The organism is Sphingopyxis terrae subsp. terrae NBRC 15098 (genome assembly GCF_001598815.1).
Taxonomy (GTDB): Bacteria; Pseudomonadota; Alphaproteobacteria; order Sphingomonadales; family Sphingomonadaceae; genus Sphingopyxis; species Sphingopyxis terrae.
This window is the reverse complement of the sequence record NZ_BCZQ01000020.1, coordinates 25,627-43,244: the sequence shown is the minus strand read 5'-3', so window position 1 is coordinate 43,244 and position 17,618 is coordinate 25,627. Positions and strand designations below refer to the sequence as shown.

Genomic DNA, 17,618 nt, shown 5'->3' with positions numbered 1-17,618 from the left:
CCAGGGGGACTTCCAATAACCGCAAGGCAGCCTTTGATGTTTAACGTTAATTTTGGGGGTCCCTTGAGTTGCACCAGCATCATAGCGCCCACGGGCTGATTCAGGCACTTTCGCCGGTCGAACCTGTTACGCTTGTCCGCCCGCACGCCGCGCGGCGCGCAGCGCGTTTCTTCATCGAGCGATTTCCCGGCACGACCATGTATGCGGTCAAGGCGAATCCGTCGCCCGATCTGCTGCGCGTGCTGTGGGATTCGGGCGTCATCCATTATGACGTCGCCTCGATCGCGGAAGTGCGTCTGGTCGCCCGCACGCTGCCCGGCGCCACCCTGTGCTTCATGCACCCGGTCAAGGCCGAAGAAGCCGTGCACGAAGCCTATTTCAAACATGGCGTGCGCACCTTCTCGCTCGACACGATGGACGAACTTCAGAAAATCGTCCGCGCGACAGAGGGCGCGCAGGATCTCAACCTGCTCGTCCGCCTGCGCGTCTCGTCCGATCATTCGAAGCTGAGCCTCGCCGCCAAATTCGGTGCCGAGCCCGAAGATGTCGCCGAACTGCTGATGGCGACCCGTCAGGCGGCCGATGCTCTGGGCATCTGCTTCCACGTCGGCAGCCAGGCGATGACGCCGCACGCCTATGCGCAGGCGATGGAGCGTGTGCGCGCGGCAATCGTGGCGGCCGCGGTGACGGTCGATATCATAGATGTCGGCGGCGGCTTTCCGTCGTCCTATCCGGGCATGGAGCCTCCGCCGCTCGACGCCTATTTCGACACGATCCACCGCAGCTTCGAAAGCCTGCCGATCAGCTATTCGGCCGAATTGTGGTGCGAACCGGGCCGCGCGCTGTCGGCCGAATATAGCTCGCTGATCGTGCGCGTCGAAAAGCGCCGCGGCGAAGAGCTTTATATCAACGACGGTGCCTATGGCGCGCTGTTCGATGCCGCGCATGTCGGTTGGCGCTTCCCCGTTTCGCTGATCCGCGAGACGGCGAGCGACGAGATGACGGCGTTCAGCTTCTATGGTCCGACGTGCGACGACCTCGACCATATGGCCGGCCCCTTCTATCTCCCGGCCGATGTGAAGGCCGGCGATTTCATCGAGATCGGCATGCTCGGCGCCTATGGCTGTGCGATGCGGACACGCTTCAACGGCTTCGGTGCCGAGGAAACCCACGTCGTCAGCGACGAACCGATGGTGAGCCTCTACACCGGCGAAGTCGAGCAGGAACGCCGCAGCGCGACGGTGACGAAGCTCTTCTGAACCGGCCGAAAAAGCCAAACAAAAAGGGCTGGCGCAGCGATGCGTCGGCCCTTTTCCGTTGCGTCTGCAGGTCGGGCTACCGCGCTTTCGCCTTTTGCCCCAATGCCTGCAATTCGGCCTTGCTGACCTGATTGTCGCGGTTGCTGTCGGCTGCTTCGAACATCGGCATCGGCCCGCCGACGAATTCGGCGCGCGAGATGCGACCGTCGCGATTCTTATCGAAATCGCGGCGGAGCTGCGTCAGGTGATCACTATCCCAGCGCGACCGCGCCAGCGCGGGCAAGTCGTCCTTGCTGAAATAGCCATCGCCGTTGCGATCCATCTTCGCCCAGCGGCCGACGCGATATTGCTGAAACTCGGCGCGGCTGACGACGCCATCGCCATTGCGGTCGGCGTCGCGCAATTCCTGTGCCGCGCGTTCGAAATCGCCGCCGGGCGCGGCCAGCGCACCTGTGGCCGGGAGAAACGCCGCAAAGGCGGCAAGCGGGAAGACAATCCTGATTCGCATAAATATCCTGATAGCGCTTCGATGCCGTTACGGGAGGGGCGATGGGGACGCCCCTCCCAACCGGGGTGGGTCTGGAGGGGGGAGGCCCCGGTTAACGGCAGGGGATGACGGCGCCCGACGCGTCGGTGCAGGTTCCGCTGTGAACAGGCTTGCCCGTCGCAGGGTCGATCGTCGTCGATCCCGAATAGCTGGTGCCGGTGGTCGAATTGGTGGCGCTCGTCGAACGGCCACCCGACCAGCTCCCGTCGGACGCGCGCGCGACCGCGCCGCTGCTGTCGAAGGTGCCGCGCGCGCCGGTGGCCGAAGCGCTGCCGCTGTGGGTCAGCGAACCGTCGGGGTTGACCGTCGTCGTCGACTGTCGCCTGCCTTTGCTTCCATTGGCGCCGCGGAACGCGCCGCCCGAGCGCGTGGTCACCGATCCATCGCCGTTCTGCACAGCGCCGCGGCCGCGGACCACGCCGCCCTTGGGCCCGGCGCTGCCGGCGACGACGCCGTTCGAACCGCGGGCGCGGAACGAACCCTGTCGGGCCTCGGCGGCGGTAACGGCCGCCAGCGCGGCGGTGGCGACGAAGGCGGTCAAAATGCGGGAGGGGGTGTTCATCGATTTCATCCTTCCTGATGGTGAAGACCAGCGTCCAATGCCGCTGCCCTGTATCGCGGCGATGTCGGCCAAACGCGACTGTGCGGCAAAATGCGACAGGGGTGCCGCTTCGACATGCTTTGTCACATCTTTGGCTCTGGCGACGGTGCCACGGGGCTGGCATGTCGGGTCCATGGACGCCAAGGCACCCCGCATCCTGATTGTCGACGACGATCCCGAACTGCGCGCATTGCTCCAGCGCTTTCTGGGCGAGCATGGCTTCGCCGTGCGCGCGGCCGACGGCGGCAAGGCGATGGATATCAGCCTGACGCGCGATCCGGCCGACCTGATCGTGCTCGATCTGATGATGCCGGGCGAAGACGGGCTGGCGATCGTGCGCCGGCTGCGCGAGCGCGGCGAGACGATCCCGATCATCATGCTGACGGCGCGCGGCGATCCGGTCGACCGTGTGCTCGGCCTGGAAATGGGCGCCGACGACTATCTCGGCAAACCTTTTCTCCCGCGCGAGCTCGTTGCGCGCATCAATGCCTTGCTGCGCCGCCTTTCGACCGACCGGGCGACGCTGCGCGACGAGGTGGTGACCGTCGGTCCCTTCGTCATCAATTTTTCTGCGATGTCGGTGCGCCGCGAAGATCAGGCGCTGGCGCTCTCTTCGCGCGAATTCGCGCTGCTCGCCGCGCTCGCGCGGAGCGCCGGGCGGCCGCTCAGCCGCGCGCAGCTGATCGACCGCGCGCTGGGGCGCGATGCCGAGGTGACCGACCGGGCGATCGACGTGCAGATCGGCCGTCTCCGCAAGGCGATCGGCGACGATGCCGCCAATCCCCGCTTCATTCGGACGATATGGGGCGTCGGCTATGTGCTGGCGCCGGGTACCGATGCTTAGGCGGCTGCTCAGCCGCAACGTCGCGATGCTGATCGGCGTCGTGCTGGCAGGGCAATTGCTCGCCGGGCTGCTGGTACAGATATGGGTAATCGGCCCGCAAACGACCCGCGTCGCCGACGTGACCGCCGACATGATCCATGCGCTGTCGACGACAGTGGGAAATCTCCCTGCCGAGCGCCGAGCAGCAGTCATCGCCGATCTCAGCGACGGATCGCGTTTGTTGATCCGCCCGGTTTCCGATCCCCCGACCGACGGGCAGCGTTTTCCCACCTTCATCGAATACAGGTTCATGCGCGCACTCGCCGCGCGCCTGACGACGCAGCACAAGCTCGACTGGATTACCGACACGCGCGGGCGGCTGTGGATCAGGCTTGCGCTCGGCCCCGACGATTATTGGGTCAGCGTGACGCCGCCGCGTCGGCGCAGCGCGATGACCAGCCTGCTCGCCGCACTCGCGGCGGCCTTCCTCGTCGCGACAATCGCCGGCCTGTTCCTGCAGCGCCGGCTCGATCGCCCGCTGCGCCGGCTCGCCGCTTCGGTCGATGCCTATGACCCCGAACGCCTGTCGCCGCCCGTTGCAACCGACGGCCCCGCCGAGGTCGCGGCGGTCGCGACCGCCTTCAACCGGCTGACCCAGCGCCTGGCCCGCAACGATGCCGACCGCGCGTTGATGCTCGGCGGCGTCAGTCACGACCTGCGCACCCCGCTTACCCGCCTTCGCCTGTCGCTCGAGATGATCCGCGGCGACGACGAGCTAAGGAATGTCGCGGTGCGGCAGGTCGACCGCATCGAAGCGATGCTCGGCCAGTTTCTCGATTTCGCGCGGGGGTTTGAATCCGAAACGATCGCGCGCACCGATCTCGCGCCGCTGCTGCGTCAGGTCGTCGCCGATTGCGGAGCAACCGACAGCGCGACCGTCTCGCTCGGCGACAATATCGTCATCCGTACGCGCCCGCACGCGCTGGCCCGCGCCGTCGCCAACCTGCTCGGCAACGCGCTGCGCCACGGCGCGGCGCCGATATCGCTTACCGCCCGGATCGAGGGCGACCGGCTGGGCATCATGGTCCGCGATGCCGGGCCGGGGCTGTCAACCGAGCAGGCAGACGCAATGCTGCGCCCCTTCGCCCGCGGCGATAGCGCGCGTGGCGGCGACGGTGCGGGCTTGGGGCTGGCGATCGCCGACCGCGCGGTCCGGGCGACTGGCGGACGTTTGCACTTTGCCCGCGACAGCGAGGGCTTCGCCGTGATGATCGATCTTCCGCTCGCGATAGACAATTGATCCGCTGGCGGATTTGCCCTTCCGTTTTGTTCCGCAACCATTCTATCGTGGCGGCGAAAAGCAAATGGGAGGACAAGCTATGCGGACGTCATCGGTACGATCGGGGCGGGGGCGTGCGCAGACAGGGACCGTGCGGGCATGACCATGCTGTCTGGCATCCGCATTATCGACCTGACGACGGTCATCTTCGGCCCCTATGCTACGCAGATGCTCGCCGATCTGGGGGCCGAGGTCATCAAGGTCGAGGCACCGGGGCTCGGTGACGTATCGCGCTATCTGGGGTCCGCGCGCAGCGACCCGACGATGGGATCGATCCATCTGACCGTCAATCGCGGCAAGCGCTCGATCGCGCTCGATCTCAAGCAGCCCGCCGATGCCGCCGTGCTGCGCGATCTGATTGCCGGGGCTGACGTCTTCTTCCACAACGTCCGCGGCAAGGCGATCGAGCGGCTCGGTTTCGACTATGCGAGCTGCAAGGCGCTGAAGGAAGATATCATCTATGTCCATGGCACCGGCTTCGGCCAGAATGGCCCCTATGCCGACCTTCAGGCCTATGACGACGTCATTCAGGCGGCGACAGGGACGACCAGCCTCTTGCCGCGCGTCGATGGCGACCCGCGCCCGCGCTATTTCCCCTCGCTCATCGCCGACAAGATCGCAGGCCAGTTCGGCGCGCAGGCGATTCTCGCTGCGCTGGTTCACAAATTGCGCACCGGTGAAGGCCAGGCCGTCGAAGTTCCGATGTTTGAATGTTTCGCGGCCTTCATGCTCACCGAGCATCTGCGCGATGCCGCGCTCGATCCGCCGATCGGACCTGCCGGCTATCCGTGCCAGCTCGATCCGACGCGTCAGCCCTTCCCCACCGCCGACGGCTATCTAGCGATCGTACCCTATACGCCCGAATCGACCGCGCGGCTGATGACGTTGCTGGGCAGCGAGGCGCTGCTCGCAAGTCCGGCGTTCGAAGCGGCGCGCGCCGCCGGAACCCATATGTCGCTCGTCTACGCCGAAATCGCGCGCAAGACGCCGGCGAAGACCAATGCCGAATGGCTGGAAATCTTTGCTGCCAACGATATTCCGGCGATGGTGGCGCGCGATCTCGACGATGTGATCGACGATCCGCATTTGCGCGCCTCGGGCTTCTTCCACCGGCGTGAACACCCCGATGTCGGGGCCTTTTTCGAGATGCGCTCGCCCGTGCGCTATGGCGCCGCGCCGCATGTCGAACCGCGCTTCGCGCCGCGGATCGACGGCGACGGGGCCGCTATCCGCGACGAATTGGCGCGCGGCGCACCCTGACATCAGTTTCCGTTGCATATTGCGACGCACGCCCTAGCATCGCGCGCAGGCGGCCAGGTCGTGAACGAGCCGCGAGGACAAGGGGGACTTTATGCCAGGAAATCTGCTGGCGGCCGGCGCGGTGCTCGTGCTCTGGACGCTCATCATGCTCGTCTGGGTTGCGGCAACGCGCTTCCCGGCGATGGCGAAGGCCGGAATCGACGTCAAAACGGCGCAGCCCGGCGGGCGCGGCGCCGATCTGGAGCCGGTGTTGCCGCCCGGCGTGAACTGGAAATCACACAATTACACGCATCTGCTCGAACAGCCGACGCTCTTCTACGCGGTGATCGTGTTTCTGCACCTGTCGGGTGGTGACACGGCACTGACGCAGGGTTTTGCCTGGGCCTATGTCGTGCTGCGCATCGTGCACAGCCTGTGGCAGGCGACGGTCAACCGGGTTCCGGTGCGCTTCGCGCTGTTTTCGCTGTCGACATTGTGCCTGCTCGCGCTGTCGGTGCTGGCCGTTATCGCAACCTTGGGCTGAGGGGGAAATCATGGACACGAATGCAATATTGGGGCCGGTCGCGACGCTCGCGCTCTGGTCGATGGTCATGTGGGTGTGGATGTATGCGACGCGCATCCCGGCGATGAACCGCGCCAAGATCGACGCCAAGAATCTGGTCGGCACGACCGGGCGCGGGCTCGACGAGGTGCTTCCGCCCGAGGTGCAGTGGAAGGCGCACAATTATAACCATCTGATGGAACAGCCGACGGTCTTCTATGCCGTCGCGCTGGCGCTCGCGGTCGGCGGCATGGGCGGCGGGCTGAATGCCCAGATCGCCTGGGCCTATGTCGGCCTGCGTATCGTCCACAGCATCGTGCAGGCGACGATCAACCGCGTGATGTGGCGCTTTGCCATCTTCGCGCTCGCCAGCCTCGCGCTGATCGCGCTATGTCTGCACGCCTTCATGGGCTTTGTGCTGCATTGATTTGAAGGACACGTCGCCCCCGCGCAAGCGGGGGTCGCTGTCGAGGTAGCACTGGATAGCAAGCGGCCCCCGCCTGCGCGGGGGCGACGCTTATCTGGAGAACCGCGCGGCCAGTTCCACATGGGTCGACCAGCGGAACTGGCCGACGGGTTGTACCCAGTCGAGCCGATAGCCGCCCACGACGAGCAGCTTCGCGTCGCGGGCGAAGCTCGCCGGATTACAGCTGACATAGGCGATCACGGGCGTCGCCGCGGCGGCAAGCTGCTTCACCTGCTCCTCGGCGCCGGCGCGCGGCGGGTCGAGGATCACGGCGCCGAAGCGGTCGAGTTCCGCAGGCACCAGCGGCCGCCGGAACAGGTCGCGATGCTCGGTCGCGACGAGCGCCCGCGCGCGGTTTGCAGCGCCGGTCAGCGCCGCGACCGCATCGCGCGCGCCCTCGGCGGCATAGACTTTCCGTCCCGCCTGCACTGATAGCGCGAAGGTGCCCACGCCCGCGAACAGATCGGCCACCGCAGGCGCATCGCCGATTGCCTCGCGCACCGCGCCGAGCAGAGCCGCTTCGCCCGCAGTCGTCGCTTGCAGAAAGGCAAAGGGCGGTACTTCCACGGCAATGTCGCCGAAGCACACCGTCGGCGGTTCGGGTTGCCACAGGATTTCGAGCCCATCGCCCTGATCGATGGCGAAGCGCGCGAGCGCATGGGCGCCGGCAAAATCCTGCAGCGCCATCGCGGCATCGAGCCCCTCGGCCTTCACGCCTTCGAGGATGAGTTCGACGCCCTGATCGAGCCGTTGCAGCTTGACCTTCACCGGGCGCCGCTGCGGCGCGATAAGCCCGAGCAGATTGCGGATCGGGGCGATCAGCGCGAACAGTTCGGGCGCGAGCAACGGACATTCGCGCATGTCGACGATCTGATTGCTTTGCGCCGCGTTGAAGCCGATCGCGACCTGCTTGCCCGCCTTGATCGCAGTCAGGACCGCCCGGCGGCGGCTATGCGGCGGCGACAGATGCGCAGGACGGACATCGCCCGCCGTCACCTGCTGACCGGCGAGCGCCCCGGCCACGCGCTCGCGCACGAAATCCGCAAGCGCCGCCTCGCTGACATGCTGGAGCTGGCAGCCGCCGCATTTGCCGAAGTGCCGGCAGACAGGAACCGCGCGGTTCGGCCCGGCGACGAGCGTTCCGTCGGCCGCCACATGATCGCCGGGAACCCCGCCCGCGACATGGCGACCGTCGGCGGTTACGCCATCACCGCGCGCGGCGATGCGGACAATCAGGTCGGTTTCGGTCACGGGTAAAACTTTCGTCAGAACGGCGCGGCGACGAGATCGTCGGCGACAAGGCCGGCGCCTATACGCCGCGCCTGCACAATATGCCAGCCGACGGCCGCGACCGCGGCATCGAAGGGGTCGCCGCCGCGCGCCAGCATCGCCCCGCACGCCCCCGCCAGGACATCGCCGGTCCCCGCGGTCGCGAGCCAGGGGCTGCCGGGCCAGGCCGTGCATATCCGCCCATCGGGCGCAGCGACCACCGTGTCGGCGCCCTTGTAGATCACCACGGAACGCGCCTGCGCCGCCGCGGCGCGCGCTCGGTCGATCTTGCTGCCGGTCGCCTCCGGAAAGGCGCGCGCGAACTCGCCCGCGTGCGGTGTCAGGATCGCGTGCGCGCCTCCGCCTGCGAGATGGGGCAGCGCGGCCGGGATCGCCGCCGCATCGAGCACCAGCGGCGTCCGGCTCGCCAGCGCGGCGGCCAATCGCGCATCGAGCGCATCGCCGGCAGGAAAGCCGGGGCCGATGACGAGCGCGCCGACACGCGGGTCGCCGAGCCGTTTGGCAAAGGCGTCGCCCTCCTCGACGATGATCGCCGACAGCGGCGCCGGGCGATCGCCTTCGAGCACGACATAGCCCGCCCCGGCGCGCAGCGCCGCCGCCGCACTCAGCGCCGCCGCGCCCTGCATCGGCCCGGACGCGATGAGGACCATACCGCGACTATATTTGTGCGCGTCCGCAGAGGGCACCGCGCCCGGCGGCGCAGGCAGGGTCTGCATATGGCGATCCGCCGCTATCCCGATCGGCGCCAGCAGACAGCGCCCACAGGCGGGCGCTGTCGGCAACAGCACATGCGCGGGTTTGAGCGCGCCGAGCGCGAGCGTCACGTCAGCAGCGAACGGCGGCAACCAGTCGGCATCGCCGTCGCTCGCCACCCCGCTCGGCACATCGACCGCCAATATCCGCCGCCCGGAAAAGCGCCGCAGCATCGCCGACAGATCATCGGCCAGCGGCCGCGTCAGCCCGACGCCGAACAGCGCATCGACGATCAATGGCGCCGAAGCGATATTGTCGGTCAGGCTTTCGACGGGCCCGTCCCAGGCATCGCGCGCCGCCTTGGCAAGATCGGTGGCCGGAGGCGCGAGCGCAGCCACGCGCACCGCGACACCGCGGGCCTTAAGCCGGCGCGCCGCGACATAGCCATCGCCGCCATTGTTGCCCGGACCGCACAGGATCAGGATCGGCGCGCCTGCCGCCATGCGCCAAGCGAAATCGGCGACCGCCGCCCCCGCGCGCTCCATCAAATCCCCAAGCGACACGCCCGCGCGCGCCGTCGCGGCCTCGGCCTCGCGCATGGCGGCGGCGGTCAGGATCGGTGCATCGGCGGGAACGGACATGCCCTTTCCTACCATGCGAGCAGGAAAAGTCGCGCTACTTCGCGCCGCCGGTGTTGGCAGGCAGCCGGTAGCGGTCGGGGCCGACCGCAACCTCGATCACCCCGTCGCCGATCACCGTCACCTTCGCCGGGTCGACGCCGTCGGCCGAAACGACCCCGCGGCCATCGGTTGTTACCTGCAGGCGGCGGTAGCCGCTGTCGCTGCGCCCGACGATCAGGATCGTGCCGTCGGCGCTGCTCATTTCGGCAATGGTGCAGGTGCGGTCGAACAGCTTGGCGCCGCCAAGCGCGCAATCGATCCGTCCGCTGATCGCGGCGTCCTTCGATCCCTGCGCTTCGGCCTCTGCCAGCGCGCCATTGTCGGGACCGGCATTGCAGCCCGCCAGAACGAGCAGCAGCCCTGCCCCCGCGATCGATTTCATCCCTTGCCCTTCAACTGCGACAGGTCGCGCACAGCGCCGCGCGCCGCACTCGTCGTCATTGCAGCATAGGCCTGAAGTGCTACCGAAACCTTGCGCGGGCGCGGCTTTTCGGGTTGCCAGGCAGCCTCGCCCTTCGCCTCCATCGCGGCACGGCGCGCCGCCAGTTCGGCATTGGGGACCGCCAGCGTGATCGTGCGGCTCGGGATGTCGATCTCGATCCTGTCGCCATTTTCGACCAGCCCGATCGTGCCGCCTTCGGCCGCCTCGGGCGACACGTGGCCGATCGACAGCCCCGACGTTCCGCCGGAAAAGCGCCCGTCGGTGATCAGTGCGCAGGCGGCGCCCAGCCCCTTCGATTTGAGGTAGCTCGTGGGATAGAGCATTTCCTGCATCCCCGGCCCGCCCTTGGGCCCTTCGTAGCGGATGACGACGACATCGCCCGCCTCGACCTGTCCGGTCAAAATGCCCGCCACCGCCGCATCCTGGCTTTCATAGACCTTCGCCGGGCCGGAAAACTTCAGTATCTTGTCGTCGACCCCGGCGGTCTTCACGATGCAGCCGTCGAGCGCGAGATTGCCCGACAGCACGGCGAGGCCGCCATCCTTGCTGAACGCGTGCGTTGCCGAGCGGATCACGCCATTTTCGCGGTCGAGGTCGAGCGAATCCCAGCGCCGGTCTTGACTGAACGCCGTCTGCGTCGGCACGCCGCCGGGCGCCGCGAGGTAGAAGGTCTGCACCGCCGGATCGTTGGTGCGCGCAATGTCCCATTTGTTGAGCGCGTCTCCCAGCGTCGCGCTGTGCACCGTCGGCAGATGCGCGTGGAGCAGCCCCGCGCGTTCAAGTTCGCCAAGGATCGCCATGATCCCGCCCGCGCGGTGAACATCCTCCATATGGACGTCGCTCTTCGCCGGCGCGACTTTCGACAGGCACGGCACGCGGCGCGACAGCCGGTCAATATCGTTCATCGTGAAATCGACCCCCGCCTCATGCGCGGCGGCAAGCAGGTGGAGCACGGTGTTCGTCGATCCGCCCATCGCGATGTCGAGGCTCATCGCATTTTCGAACGCCTCGAAACTCGCGATGCTGCGCGGCAATACCCGCTCGTCCCCTTCCTCATAATAGCGGCGGCACATGTCGACGATCATCGCGCCGGCGCGCAGGAACAGCGCCTTGCGGTCGGCATGCGTCGCGAGCTGCGATCCATTGCCGGGCAGCGACAGGCCCAGCGCTTCGGTGAGGCAGTTCATCGAATTGGCGGTAAACATGCCCGAACAGCTGCCGCAGGTCGGACAGGCGGACCGTTCTACCGCCGCAACCTCTTCGTCGCTATAGGCTTCGTCGGCTGCGACGACCATCGCATCGACGAGGTCGAGCGCGACCTCCTTGCCCTTCAGCACCACCTTGCCGGCTTCCATCGGCCCGCCCGACACGAACACCACGGGAATATTGATCCGCAGCGCCGCCATCAGCATCCCCGGCGTGATCTTGTCGCAGTTGGAGATGCAGATCATCGCGTCGGCGCAGTGCGCGTTGACCATATATTCGACGCTGTCGGCGATCAGGTCGCGGCTCGGCAGCGAATAGAGCATGCCATCATGCCCCATCGCGATGCCGTCATCGACCGCGATGGTGTTAAATTCCTTGGCAACACCGCCCGCCGCTTCGATCTCGCGCGCGACCATCTGCCCCAGATCCTTGAGGTGGACGTGGCCCGGCACGAACTGGGTGAAGCTGTTGACCACTGCGATGATCGGCTTGCCGAAGTCGCTGTCCTTCATTCCCGTGGCGCGCCACAGGCCGCGCGCGCCCGCCATGTTGCGGCCGTGGGTAGTGGTTCGCGAACGATAAGAAGGCATTTTAGCGTCTTTCTGATAATTTTATTTCATAAAATAGCGACAGAAGGCGCCTCTACACGCCTAGCGCGGTAGAATCAAACCCAGTTTCCGGCACATATTGGACAGCCGCTGCGCCCAGAGCGCATGCCCCGCCGGATCGCCGACCAGGTCCTGCCGCATCTCGATCCCGACATAGGGGATGCCATTCGCCTCGGCGTGGCGGTTCATCGTCGCGTTGAGCAGCTTACCCGAATAGGGAAGCTGGTCGCCGACAATCAGCCCCTCGTCGCCGAGCGCCGCAATCGCCCCCGGCGCCAACCGCGCGTCCTCGTTATAGAGAACGCCGACATGCCACGGCCGCGCCTGCGCCGGATCGCTGGCGAGCGTGGGGGTGAAGCTGTGCAGCGACAGGATCATCGCAGGCCGGTGCGCGGCAATCACCGCCGCGATATGATCGTGATAGGGGCGGAAAAAGCGCGCAATCCGTGCCTCGCGTCCGGCGTGATCGAGCGCGTTGCCGGGGATCGCATGGCCGTCGCTGGCGATCGGCACCGCGCCCGGCGCATCCTCGTCGCGATTGCAGTCGACGACCAGCCGCGACACGCCGCCCAGGATCGCCGCGTCGACCGCGCCGTTCCGGACGAGCAACGCCGCGACCTCCGCAACGCCGATGTCGATCGCGATATGCTGCGACAGCAGCGCGGGGTCGATGCCGAGGTCGATGTCGGGCGGCACGGCCGCCGACGCATGATCGCCGATCAACAGCACCCCGCCGGCGCGCGGCGTGCCCAATTGTTGCCACGCCTCGCTCATCGCAGCGCCCCCGCCATCTGCCACCAGCCGGGATGGCGTACAGCCAGCGCCGTCGCCGCGGCATCACGTTCGGCGGGCGCGTCGAACAGCGCGAAACAGGTCGCCCCCGATCCCGACATGCGCGCGAGCCACGGGCCCAGCCCGCCAAGCTCGGTCAATATGTCGGCTATCGCCGGGCATTGCGCGATCGCCGGGCGCTGCAAATCATTGCGCGCCGCAAACAATTGCGCGCGCAGGTCGGCGCCAGTGAACAGCGGGCCGCGATCGGTGCCGTCCCACGCCGCGAACACCGGCCCGGTCGCGACGGGTGCGCGCGGATTGACCAGCAGCACCGGAGTCCCGCCCAGCGCCAGTTCGGGCACCGGGCTCAATTGGGCGCCGGTCCCGACGCCGAGGCAGGTCGTACTGGCGACGCAGGCGGCGATATCGGCGCCGAGCGTACCGACGAGCCGCGCCAGCGCGGCTTCGCCGACATCGGGCAGGAAATGCGCCCGCACCAACCGCGCCATCGCCGCCGCATCGGCCGATCCGCCACCGATCCCCGCCGCGACCGGCAACGTCTTGGTCAGGCGGATGGCAAGCGGCGGCACGCGAGCCGCACCATAGCGATCGCGCAGCAAGGCGAGCACGCGCAGCACCAGATTGTCGGCGCCGGCGCTCAGCCCGTCGCCGAACGGTCCGTCGATAGTCAGTTCATCGGCGTCCGACACCGCCGCCGCAATTGCATCGCCGCCGTCGATGAACGCGAACAATGTCTCGATCTCGTGATAGCCGTCGGCGCGCCGCGCCCGGACGTGCAGCGCGAGGTTGATCTTTGCCCAGCCGGTTTCGTGGAACAGGGTCATGGCGCGATCAGGGCGCGGTCGTTTGCGGCGTCAGCCCGCCTTCGAGCTTCGCAGCAACGCGCGCCGCCATATCCTCTTCGGCGAGCAGCGCCGCGGCGCGCCACGTATAGCGCGCGCGGAAGCGTTGCCCCGCCTTCCAATAGGCGTCGCCCAGATGCTCGACGATCACGGCATTTTCGGGCTCGCCCTGCTGGGCCTGTTCGAGCAGTTCGACGGCCTTGTCGGTGCGTCCGGTCAGGAAATAAGCCCAGCCGAGCGAATCTGTGATGCTCGCATTCTGCGGCTCGGCCTTCCATGCCGCCTCGATCTGACCCAGCGCGCGATCGACATCGATCCGCCGTTCAAGCGCGGAATAGCCGACGAAATTCAGGATTGTCGGGTCGTTCGGGCGCAGCGCGAGCGCGCGTTGCATCAGCGGCGCCGCACCGTCCCAATCCTTCGCCTGCAGCCGCAGTTCGGCGCGCGCCACAAGCAGCGTTGCGCGTAGCGGTGCGCTGTCGTCGCCATCGCCGAGCGCGGCTTCGAGCCGCGTGTAGGCGCGCTCTGCCGCCGCGGCATCGTCGCTCTGCCGTGCCAGATCGGCGAAACGGACGAGCAGGCTGCGCGGCGCATCGCCCGTGACGGCTTCCTCGGCCATCTTCACCGCCGCGGCACGATCGCCCTCCTCTGCCGTCAGCTCGGCAAGCCGCATCCGCAACACCGGCGGCAACGGTCCGCGCAGTTCGCCAAGAAAGGCCGCGCCGTCGGCGGCGCGGTCGCTGCGCGCCAAGGCGTCGGCAAGCGCGCTGCGCGCGGTCCAGTCCTGATCGTTGAGCCAGGTCGCGGCGCGCGCGAAGGTCAGCGGCAGGCGCGCATTGCTCTTGGGCAACCGCGCAAGCGTATCGGCGACGAGCGCCAGCCAGTGGGCGGCGCCGGCCCGCGGGTTGGTCACCGCCTGTTCGGGCAGCAAGAGCAAAGGATCCTCGCGCTCACCCGCCGCCAAGGCGATACGCGACCGCAGCGTCTGGGCCGCATCCCTCTGCCGGGCGGCATCGAGACTGGCGACAAGGCGCAGCGCGACGAGCTGGCTCAGCCGGTCCGTCGGCGTTGTTTCCAAGGCAGCGGCCACGGCGGCATCGCTTTGTCCGGCCGCAAGCTGAACCAGCGCGGCTTCGAGCGCATAGGCGGGTTCGGGGCGCCCGCGCATCGCGGCGGCCACCAGCGCGCGTTCGGGCTGGCGCGCGCGCTGCCCGACATCGACCCACGCGCCCAGCGCCGGATCGATCAACCGCGATATCGCATCGCCACCCGACTTGTCGTCCTGCGCCGTCCCCAGATAGGCACGCGCGCCCTTCCAGTCGCTGCGCCGCATCGCGTCGACGACGAGCACGAGCCGCGCGTCGAACCGCTGATCGCCGCTCGCCCACAGCGCTGCAGCCGCACTGCGCGCAGCGATGAGGTCGCCGGCGTCGATGGCCCGCTCGAGCATTTCGGCACGCAAGCCCGGCAGATCGGGCGCTTGGCTTGCGAGCGATTGCAGCGCAGCCAGCGCCTCGGCGGGATTGCCCGCTTCCTCGGCAAGCCGTGCCCGGACAAGCGCGTCGAGCGCTGCCTGATCGGGATCGACCGCCGCCATCGCAGCGGGCGCCGCAGCCACCATCAGGGTGGCCGCCAGCGGCGCGAGAATCGATCGGCGAGCGAACTTACATATTGGGATAATTGGGGCCTCCGCCGCCTTCGGGGGTGACCCAGTTGATATTCTGGGTCGGATCCTTGATGTCGCACGTCTTGCAATGCACGCAATTCTGCGCGTTGATGACGAAGCGCGGTTCGCCCTCATCCTGCCCGACAACCTCATAGACGCCGGCCGGACAATAACGCTGCGCCGGTTCGTCATACATCGGCAGATTATATTCGATCGGGATCGTCGGATCCTTGAGCTGCAGGTGGATCGGCTGATCTTCCTCATGGTTGGTGTTCGACAGGAACACCGAGGACAACCGGTCAAAAGTCAGCACCCCGTCGGGCTTCGGATATTCGGGCTTGGGCATCATATCGGCGCGATAGAGCGTCGTATTGTCGGGGTGATGCTTCATCGTGAAGGGCATGCGGATGCCGAAGCTTTCCAGCCACATGGTCATCCCCGACAGGATCGTCCCCGCCAGATCGCCGAACTTTTCGACCAGCGGCAGCACGTTGCGGACGAAACCCAGTTCCTTCTTCACCCAGCTGTCGTCATAGGCGTCCTGATAGGCGGTCAGCGTATCGCCCGACCGACCGGCATTGACCGCAGCGAAAGCCGCTTCGGCCGCCATCATCCCCGACTTCATCGAGGTGTGCGTGCCCTTGATGCGCGGCACGTTGAGGAAGCCGGCGCTGTCGCCGATCAGCGCGCCGCCCGGAAAGGCGAGCTTCGGCACCGACTGGTAGCCGCCGTCGCTGATCGCGCGCGCGCCGTAAGAGATGCGCTTGCCGCCCTTCAAAATCTTCGCGATTTCGGGGTGCGTCTTCCACTTCTGCATCTCCTGAAAGGGGGAGATGTGCGGGTTGCGATAGTTCAGCCAGGTCACGAACCCCAGCGCCACCTGCCCGTTCGCCTGATGATAGAGGAAACCGCCACCATTGGCGTTGGCGTCGAGCGGCCAGCCCTGCGTGTGGATGACGCGGCCGGGGGCATGACTTGCGGGATCGATGTCCCACAATTCCTTGATGCCGATGCCATAGACCTGCGGCTCGCAATCTGCGTCGAGTGCGAATTGCGGCTTCAGCATCTTGGTCAGGTGGCCGCGCACGCCTTCGGCAAAGAAGGTATATTTCGCATGGAGCTCAAGCCCCGGCGCATAGTCGGGCTTGTGGCTGCCGTCGCGCGCGATGCCCATGTCGCCGGTGGCGACGCCCTTCACCGACCCATCGTCGTTATACAAGATTTCCGCGGCGGCAAAGCCGGGGAAGATTTCGACGCCCAGCCCTTCGGCCTGTTCGGCGAGCCAGCGGCAGAGATTGCCGAGGCTGCCCGTATAGGTGCCCTTGTTGTGCATGAAGCCGGGCGCAATCAGATGCGGGACGGAGATTTTCTTCTTCTTCGTCAGCACCCAATGCTGATTGTCGTTCACCGGCACCTCGGCGAGCGGACAGCCCTGGTCGCGCCAGTCGGGAAGCAGCTCGTCGAGCGATTTGGGATCGATCACCGCTCCCGACAGGATATGCGCACCGACTTCGGATCCCTTTTCGAGCACGCAGACCGAGAGCTCGCTGCCCGCTTCGTTCGCGAGTTGCTTCAGGCGGATCGCCGCCGAAAGGCCCGCCGGCCCTGCCCCGACGATCACCACGTCATAAGGCATCGATTCCCGTTCGCTCACCTCAAAGCCCTTTCTGCCGTCCCCGCCGCGATCATTCATCGTAAGCGGCGCTCATTCTGTCACGATTTGCGATGCCTTCCAATTGACGCGCGCGTCAACCTCCTGTTTCAACATTTTCATGGGTGGGCGGAATTCAGCCTTGCTGGCGGAAAGCTATTGCGACTGGTGGTCGCTGGCCGGCGTCGATGCACTGGTCGGCGAGGTGCCGGCCGGCTGGCTCGACGTGCCTGTCGCCAATGACGCTGCGGCACCGCGGCGAAGTCCCCTCCTTGCCGAACCCGAGGTCGCACCGCTGCCCGCCGCGCTCCAGCGCGTCGAAGCCCCCGCAACGGACGAACCCAAAGGGCCGGTCGCCTTGCCGGGCGAATGGGACGAATTCCAGCTTTGGCTCGCCGAGCACCCCGACGTGCCGGGCAGCCAGTGGGACGCGCGCCGCGTGCTGCCGCAGGGAACGCAGGATTCGGCGCTTATGGTCCTCGCCGCCTGGCCCGAGGTCGACGATCAGCGTGACGGGACGCTCTTTACGGGACCGGCGGGTCCGTTACTGGACGCGATGCTGCGCGCGATCGGGCTGACGCGCGGCGACTGTTATATCGCCAGCCTCGCGGTGACGCGCCCGGCGGGCGGCCGCTGCGACGAAAGCGACGCGGCGGAGCTCGGCCGACTGCTGCGGCACCATGTCGCGCTGGCGCGGCCGCAGCGGCTGCTGCTCGTCGGCAGCGACATGCTGCGTCTTGCGACGGGACGCCCGCTTGCCGATGTGCGCGGAAAGTTACTCGATATTAACCATGATGGCGGCAAAGTGGAGGCGGTGGCAATCGCGCATCCCGCGATGCTCCTCGCCCGGCCAGCGCACAAGGCGGCGGCCTGGGATAGCCTGAAACTGCTCAACCGGGGACGTTGACA

At 67.1% G+C, this 17,618-nt stretch carries 17 protein-coding genes; 7 read left to right on the top strand and 10 right to left on the bottom strand.

Annotated elements, in window-relative coordinates:
* Window positions 1–68 precede the first annotated feature (68 nt).
* Entirely contained in the window at window positions 69–1,259 is a 1,191-nt protein-coding gene (locus STE01S_RS13295; RefSeq protein ID WP_062768389.1) for a type III PLP-dependent enzyme, read from the top strand.
* Window positions 1,260–1,335: 76 nt separating this feature from the next.
* Here STE01S_RS13295 and STE01S_RS13290 read toward each other — a convergent pair whose 3' ends face one another.
* Complete coding sequence (locus STE01S_RS13290) at window positions 1,336–1,767, bottom strand: EF-hand domain-containing protein (protein WP_062768386.1); 432 nt, start codon at window positions 1,765–1,767, stop codon at window positions 1,336–1,338.
* Between the two features lie 91 nt (window positions 1,768–1,858).
* Window positions 1,859–2,368 carry a hypothetical protein gene (locus STE01S_RS13285; RefSeq protein ID WP_062768559.1) on the bottom strand — a complete coding sequence of 170 codons (510 nt, stop codon included), beginning with the start codon at window positions 2,366–2,368 and terminating at the stop codon, window positions 1,859–1,861.
* Between the two features lie 172 nt (window positions 2,369–2,540).
* Between STE01S_RS13285 and STE01S_RS13280 the strand changes: the two genes are divergently transcribed.
* The 5 genes from STE01S_RS13280 to STE01S_RS13260 all read left to right on the top strand — a co-directional run bounded on the left by STE01S_RS13280 (window position 2,541) and on the right by STE01S_RS13260 (window position 6,797).
* Window positions 2,541–3,251, top strand: a complete 711-nt coding sequence (locus tag STE01S_RS13280) for a response regulator (protein ID WP_062768383.1) — start codon at window positions 2,541–2,543, stop codon at window positions 3,249–3,251.
* A complete protein-coding gene (locus STE01S_RS13275) occupies window positions 3,244–4,530 on the top strand; it encodes an ATP-binding protein (RefSeq protein WP_255265954.1) in 1,287 nt (428 codons plus the stop codon). Before STE01S_RS13280 ends, STE01S_RS13275 begins: the two co-directional genes overlap by 8 nt.
* A gap of 138 nt (window positions 4,531–4,668) precedes the next feature.
* Window positions 4,669–5,829 (top strand): CaiB/BaiF CoA transferase family protein, encoded by a 1,161-nt coding sequence (locus tag STE01S_RS13270; protein ID WP_062768378.1) that lies wholly within the window; start codon window positions 4,669–4,671, stop codon window positions 5,827–5,829.
* Window positions 5,830–5,920: 91 nt separating this feature from the next.
* Window positions 5,921–6,352, top strand: a complete 432-nt coding sequence (locus STE01S_RS13265) for an MAPEG family protein (protein WP_062768375.1) — start codon at window positions 5,921–5,923, stop codon at window positions 6,350–6,352.
* 10 nt (window positions 6,353–6,362) lie between these two features.
* A complete protein-coding gene (locus STE01S_RS13260) occupies window positions 6,363–6,797 on the top strand; it encodes an MAPEG family protein (RefSeq protein WP_062768372.1) in 435 nt (144 codons plus the stop codon).
* A gap of 90 nt (window positions 6,798–6,887) precedes the next feature.
* Here STE01S_RS13260 and STE01S_RS13255 read toward each other — a convergent pair whose 3' ends face one another.
* Genes STE01S_RS13255 through STE01S_RS13220 form a run of 8 tightly spaced genes read right to left on the bottom strand, consistent with a single transcriptional unit; the run spans window position 6,888 to window position 16,712 of the window.
* Window positions 6,888–8,087: a class I SAM-dependent RNA methyltransferase gene (locus tag STE01S_RS13255; RefSeq protein ID WP_062768369.1), complete on the bottom strand. Its 1,200-nt coding sequence runs from the start codon at window positions 8,085–8,087 to the stop codon at window positions 6,888–6,890.
* A gap of 14 nt (window positions 8,088–8,101) precedes the next feature.
* Window positions 8,102–9,460: an NAD(P)H-hydrate epimerase gene (locus STE01S_RS13250; RefSeq protein WP_062768367.1), complete on the bottom strand. Its 1,359-nt coding sequence runs from the start codon at window positions 9,458–9,460 to the stop codon at window positions 8,102–8,104.
* A 34-nt stretch (window positions 9,461–9,494) separates the two neighbouring features.
* On the bottom strand, window positions 9,495–9,881 hold the full coding sequence (locus STE01S_RS13245; protein ID WP_058811537.1) for a hypothetical protein: 387 nt from the start codon (window positions 9,879–9,881) through the stop codon (window positions 9,495–9,497).
* Window positions 9,878–11,737, bottom strand: coding sequence for a dihydroxy-acid dehydratase (ilvD, locus tag STE01S_RS13240; RefSeq protein ID WP_062768364.1), 1,860 nt, complete (start codon window positions 11,735–11,737; stop codon window positions 9,878–9,880). Before ilvD ends, STE01S_RS13245 begins: the two co-directional genes overlap by 4 nt.
* Window positions 11,738–11,797: 60 nt before the next feature.
* Window positions 11,798–12,529: an N-formylglutamate amidohydrolase gene (locus STE01S_RS13235; RefSeq protein ID WP_062768361.1), complete on the bottom strand. Its 732-nt coding sequence runs from the start codon at window positions 12,527–12,529 to the stop codon at window positions 11,798–11,800.
* Window positions 12,526–13,374 carry a 4-(cytidine 5'-diphospho)-2-C-methyl-D-erythritol kinase gene (locus STE01S_RS13230; RefSeq protein ID WP_062768359.1) on the bottom strand — a complete coding sequence of 283 codons (849 nt, stop codon included), beginning with the start codon at window positions 13,372–13,374 and terminating at the stop codon, window positions 12,526–12,528. The genes STE01S_RS13235 and STE01S_RS13230 overlap by 4 nt, the downstream gene beginning before the upstream one ends.
* A gap of 7 nt (window positions 13,375–13,381) precedes the next feature.
* The gene (locus tag STE01S_RS13225; protein ID WP_062768356.1) at window positions 13,382–15,013 is read right to left on the bottom strand and encodes a tetratricopeptide repeat protein; all 1,632 of its coding nucleotides are present in this window, start codon (window positions 15,011–15,013) and stop codon (window positions 13,382–13,384) included.
* 43 nt (window positions 15,014–15,056) lie between these two features.
* Entirely contained in the window at window positions 15,057–16,712 is a 1,656-nt protein-coding gene (locus STE01S_RS13220) for an electron transfer flavoprotein-ubiquinone oxidoreductase (protein ID WP_062768556.1), read from the bottom strand.
* Between the two features lie 118 nt (window positions 16,713–16,830).
* Here STE01S_RS13220 and STE01S_RS13215 point away from each other — a divergent pair, with 118 nt between their 5' ends.
* The gene (locus STE01S_RS13215; protein ID WP_062768353.1) at window positions 16,831–17,616 is read left to right on the top strand and encodes a uracil-DNA glycosylase family protein; all 786 of its coding nucleotides are present in this window, start codon (window positions 16,831–16,833) and stop codon (window positions 17,614–17,616) included.
* The last annotated feature ends 2 nt before the right edge of the window (window positions 17,617–17,618 follow it).

Excerpts from the sequence above, each read along its gene's own strand:
- STE01S_RS13290 (WP_062768386.1), bottom strand. The coding sequence starts at position 1,767 with ATGCGAATCAGGATTGTCTTCCCGCTTGCCGCCTTTGCGGCGTTTCTC.
- STE01S_RS13285 (WP_062768559.1), bottom strand. The coding sequence starts at position 2,368 with ATGAACACCCCCTCCCGCATTTTGACCGCCTTCGTCGCCACCGCCGCG.
- STE01S_RS13280 (WP_062768383.1), top strand. The coding sequence starts at position 2,541 with ATGGACGCCAAGGCACCCCGCATCCTGATTGTCGACGACGATCCCGAA.
- STE01S_RS13275 (WP_255265954.1), top strand. The coding sequence starts at position 3,244 with ATGCTTAGGCGGCTGCTCAGCCGCAACGTCGCGATGCTGATCGGCGTC.
- STE01S_RS13270 (WP_062768378.1), top strand. The coding sequence starts at position 4,669 with ATGACCATGCTGTCTGGCATCCGCATTATCGACCTGACGACGGTCATC.
- STE01S_RS13265 (WP_062768375.1), top strand. The coding sequence starts at position 5,921 with ATGCCAGGAAATCTGCTGGCGGCCGGCGCGGTGCTCGTGCTCTGGACG.
- STE01S_RS13260 (WP_062768372.1), top strand. The coding sequence starts at position 6,363 with ATGGACACGAATGCAATATTGGGGCCGGTCGCGACGCTCGCGCTCTGG.
- STE01S_RS13250 (WP_062768367.1), bottom strand. The coding sequence starts at position 9,460 with ATGTCCGTTCCCGCCGATGCACCGATCCTGACCGCCGCCGCCATGCGC.
- STE01S_RS13245 (WP_058811537.1), bottom strand. The coding sequence starts at position 9,881 with ATGAAATCGATCGCGGGGGCAGGGCTGCTGCTCGTTCTGGCGGGCTGC.
- ilvD (WP_062768364.1), bottom strand. The coding sequence starts at position 11,737 with ATGCCTTCTTATCGTTCGCGAACCACTACCCACGGCCGCAACATGGCG.
- STE01S_RS13235 (WP_062768361.1), bottom strand. The coding sequence starts at position 12,529 with ATGAGCGAGGCGTGGCAACAATTGGGCACGCCGCGCGCCGGCGGGGTG.
- STE01S_RS13230 (WP_062768359.1), bottom strand. The coding sequence starts at position 13,374 with ATGACCCTGTTCCACGAAACCGGCTGGGCAAAGATCAACCTCGCGCTG.
- STE01S_RS13225 (WP_062768356.1), bottom strand. The coding sequence starts at position 15,013 with ATGGTGGCTGCGGCGCCCGCTGCGATGGCGGCGGTCGATCCCGATCAG.
- STE01S_RS13215 (WP_062768353.1), top strand. The coding sequence starts at position 16,831 with ATGGGTGGGCGGAATTCAGCCTTGCTGGCGGAAAGCTATTGCGACTGG.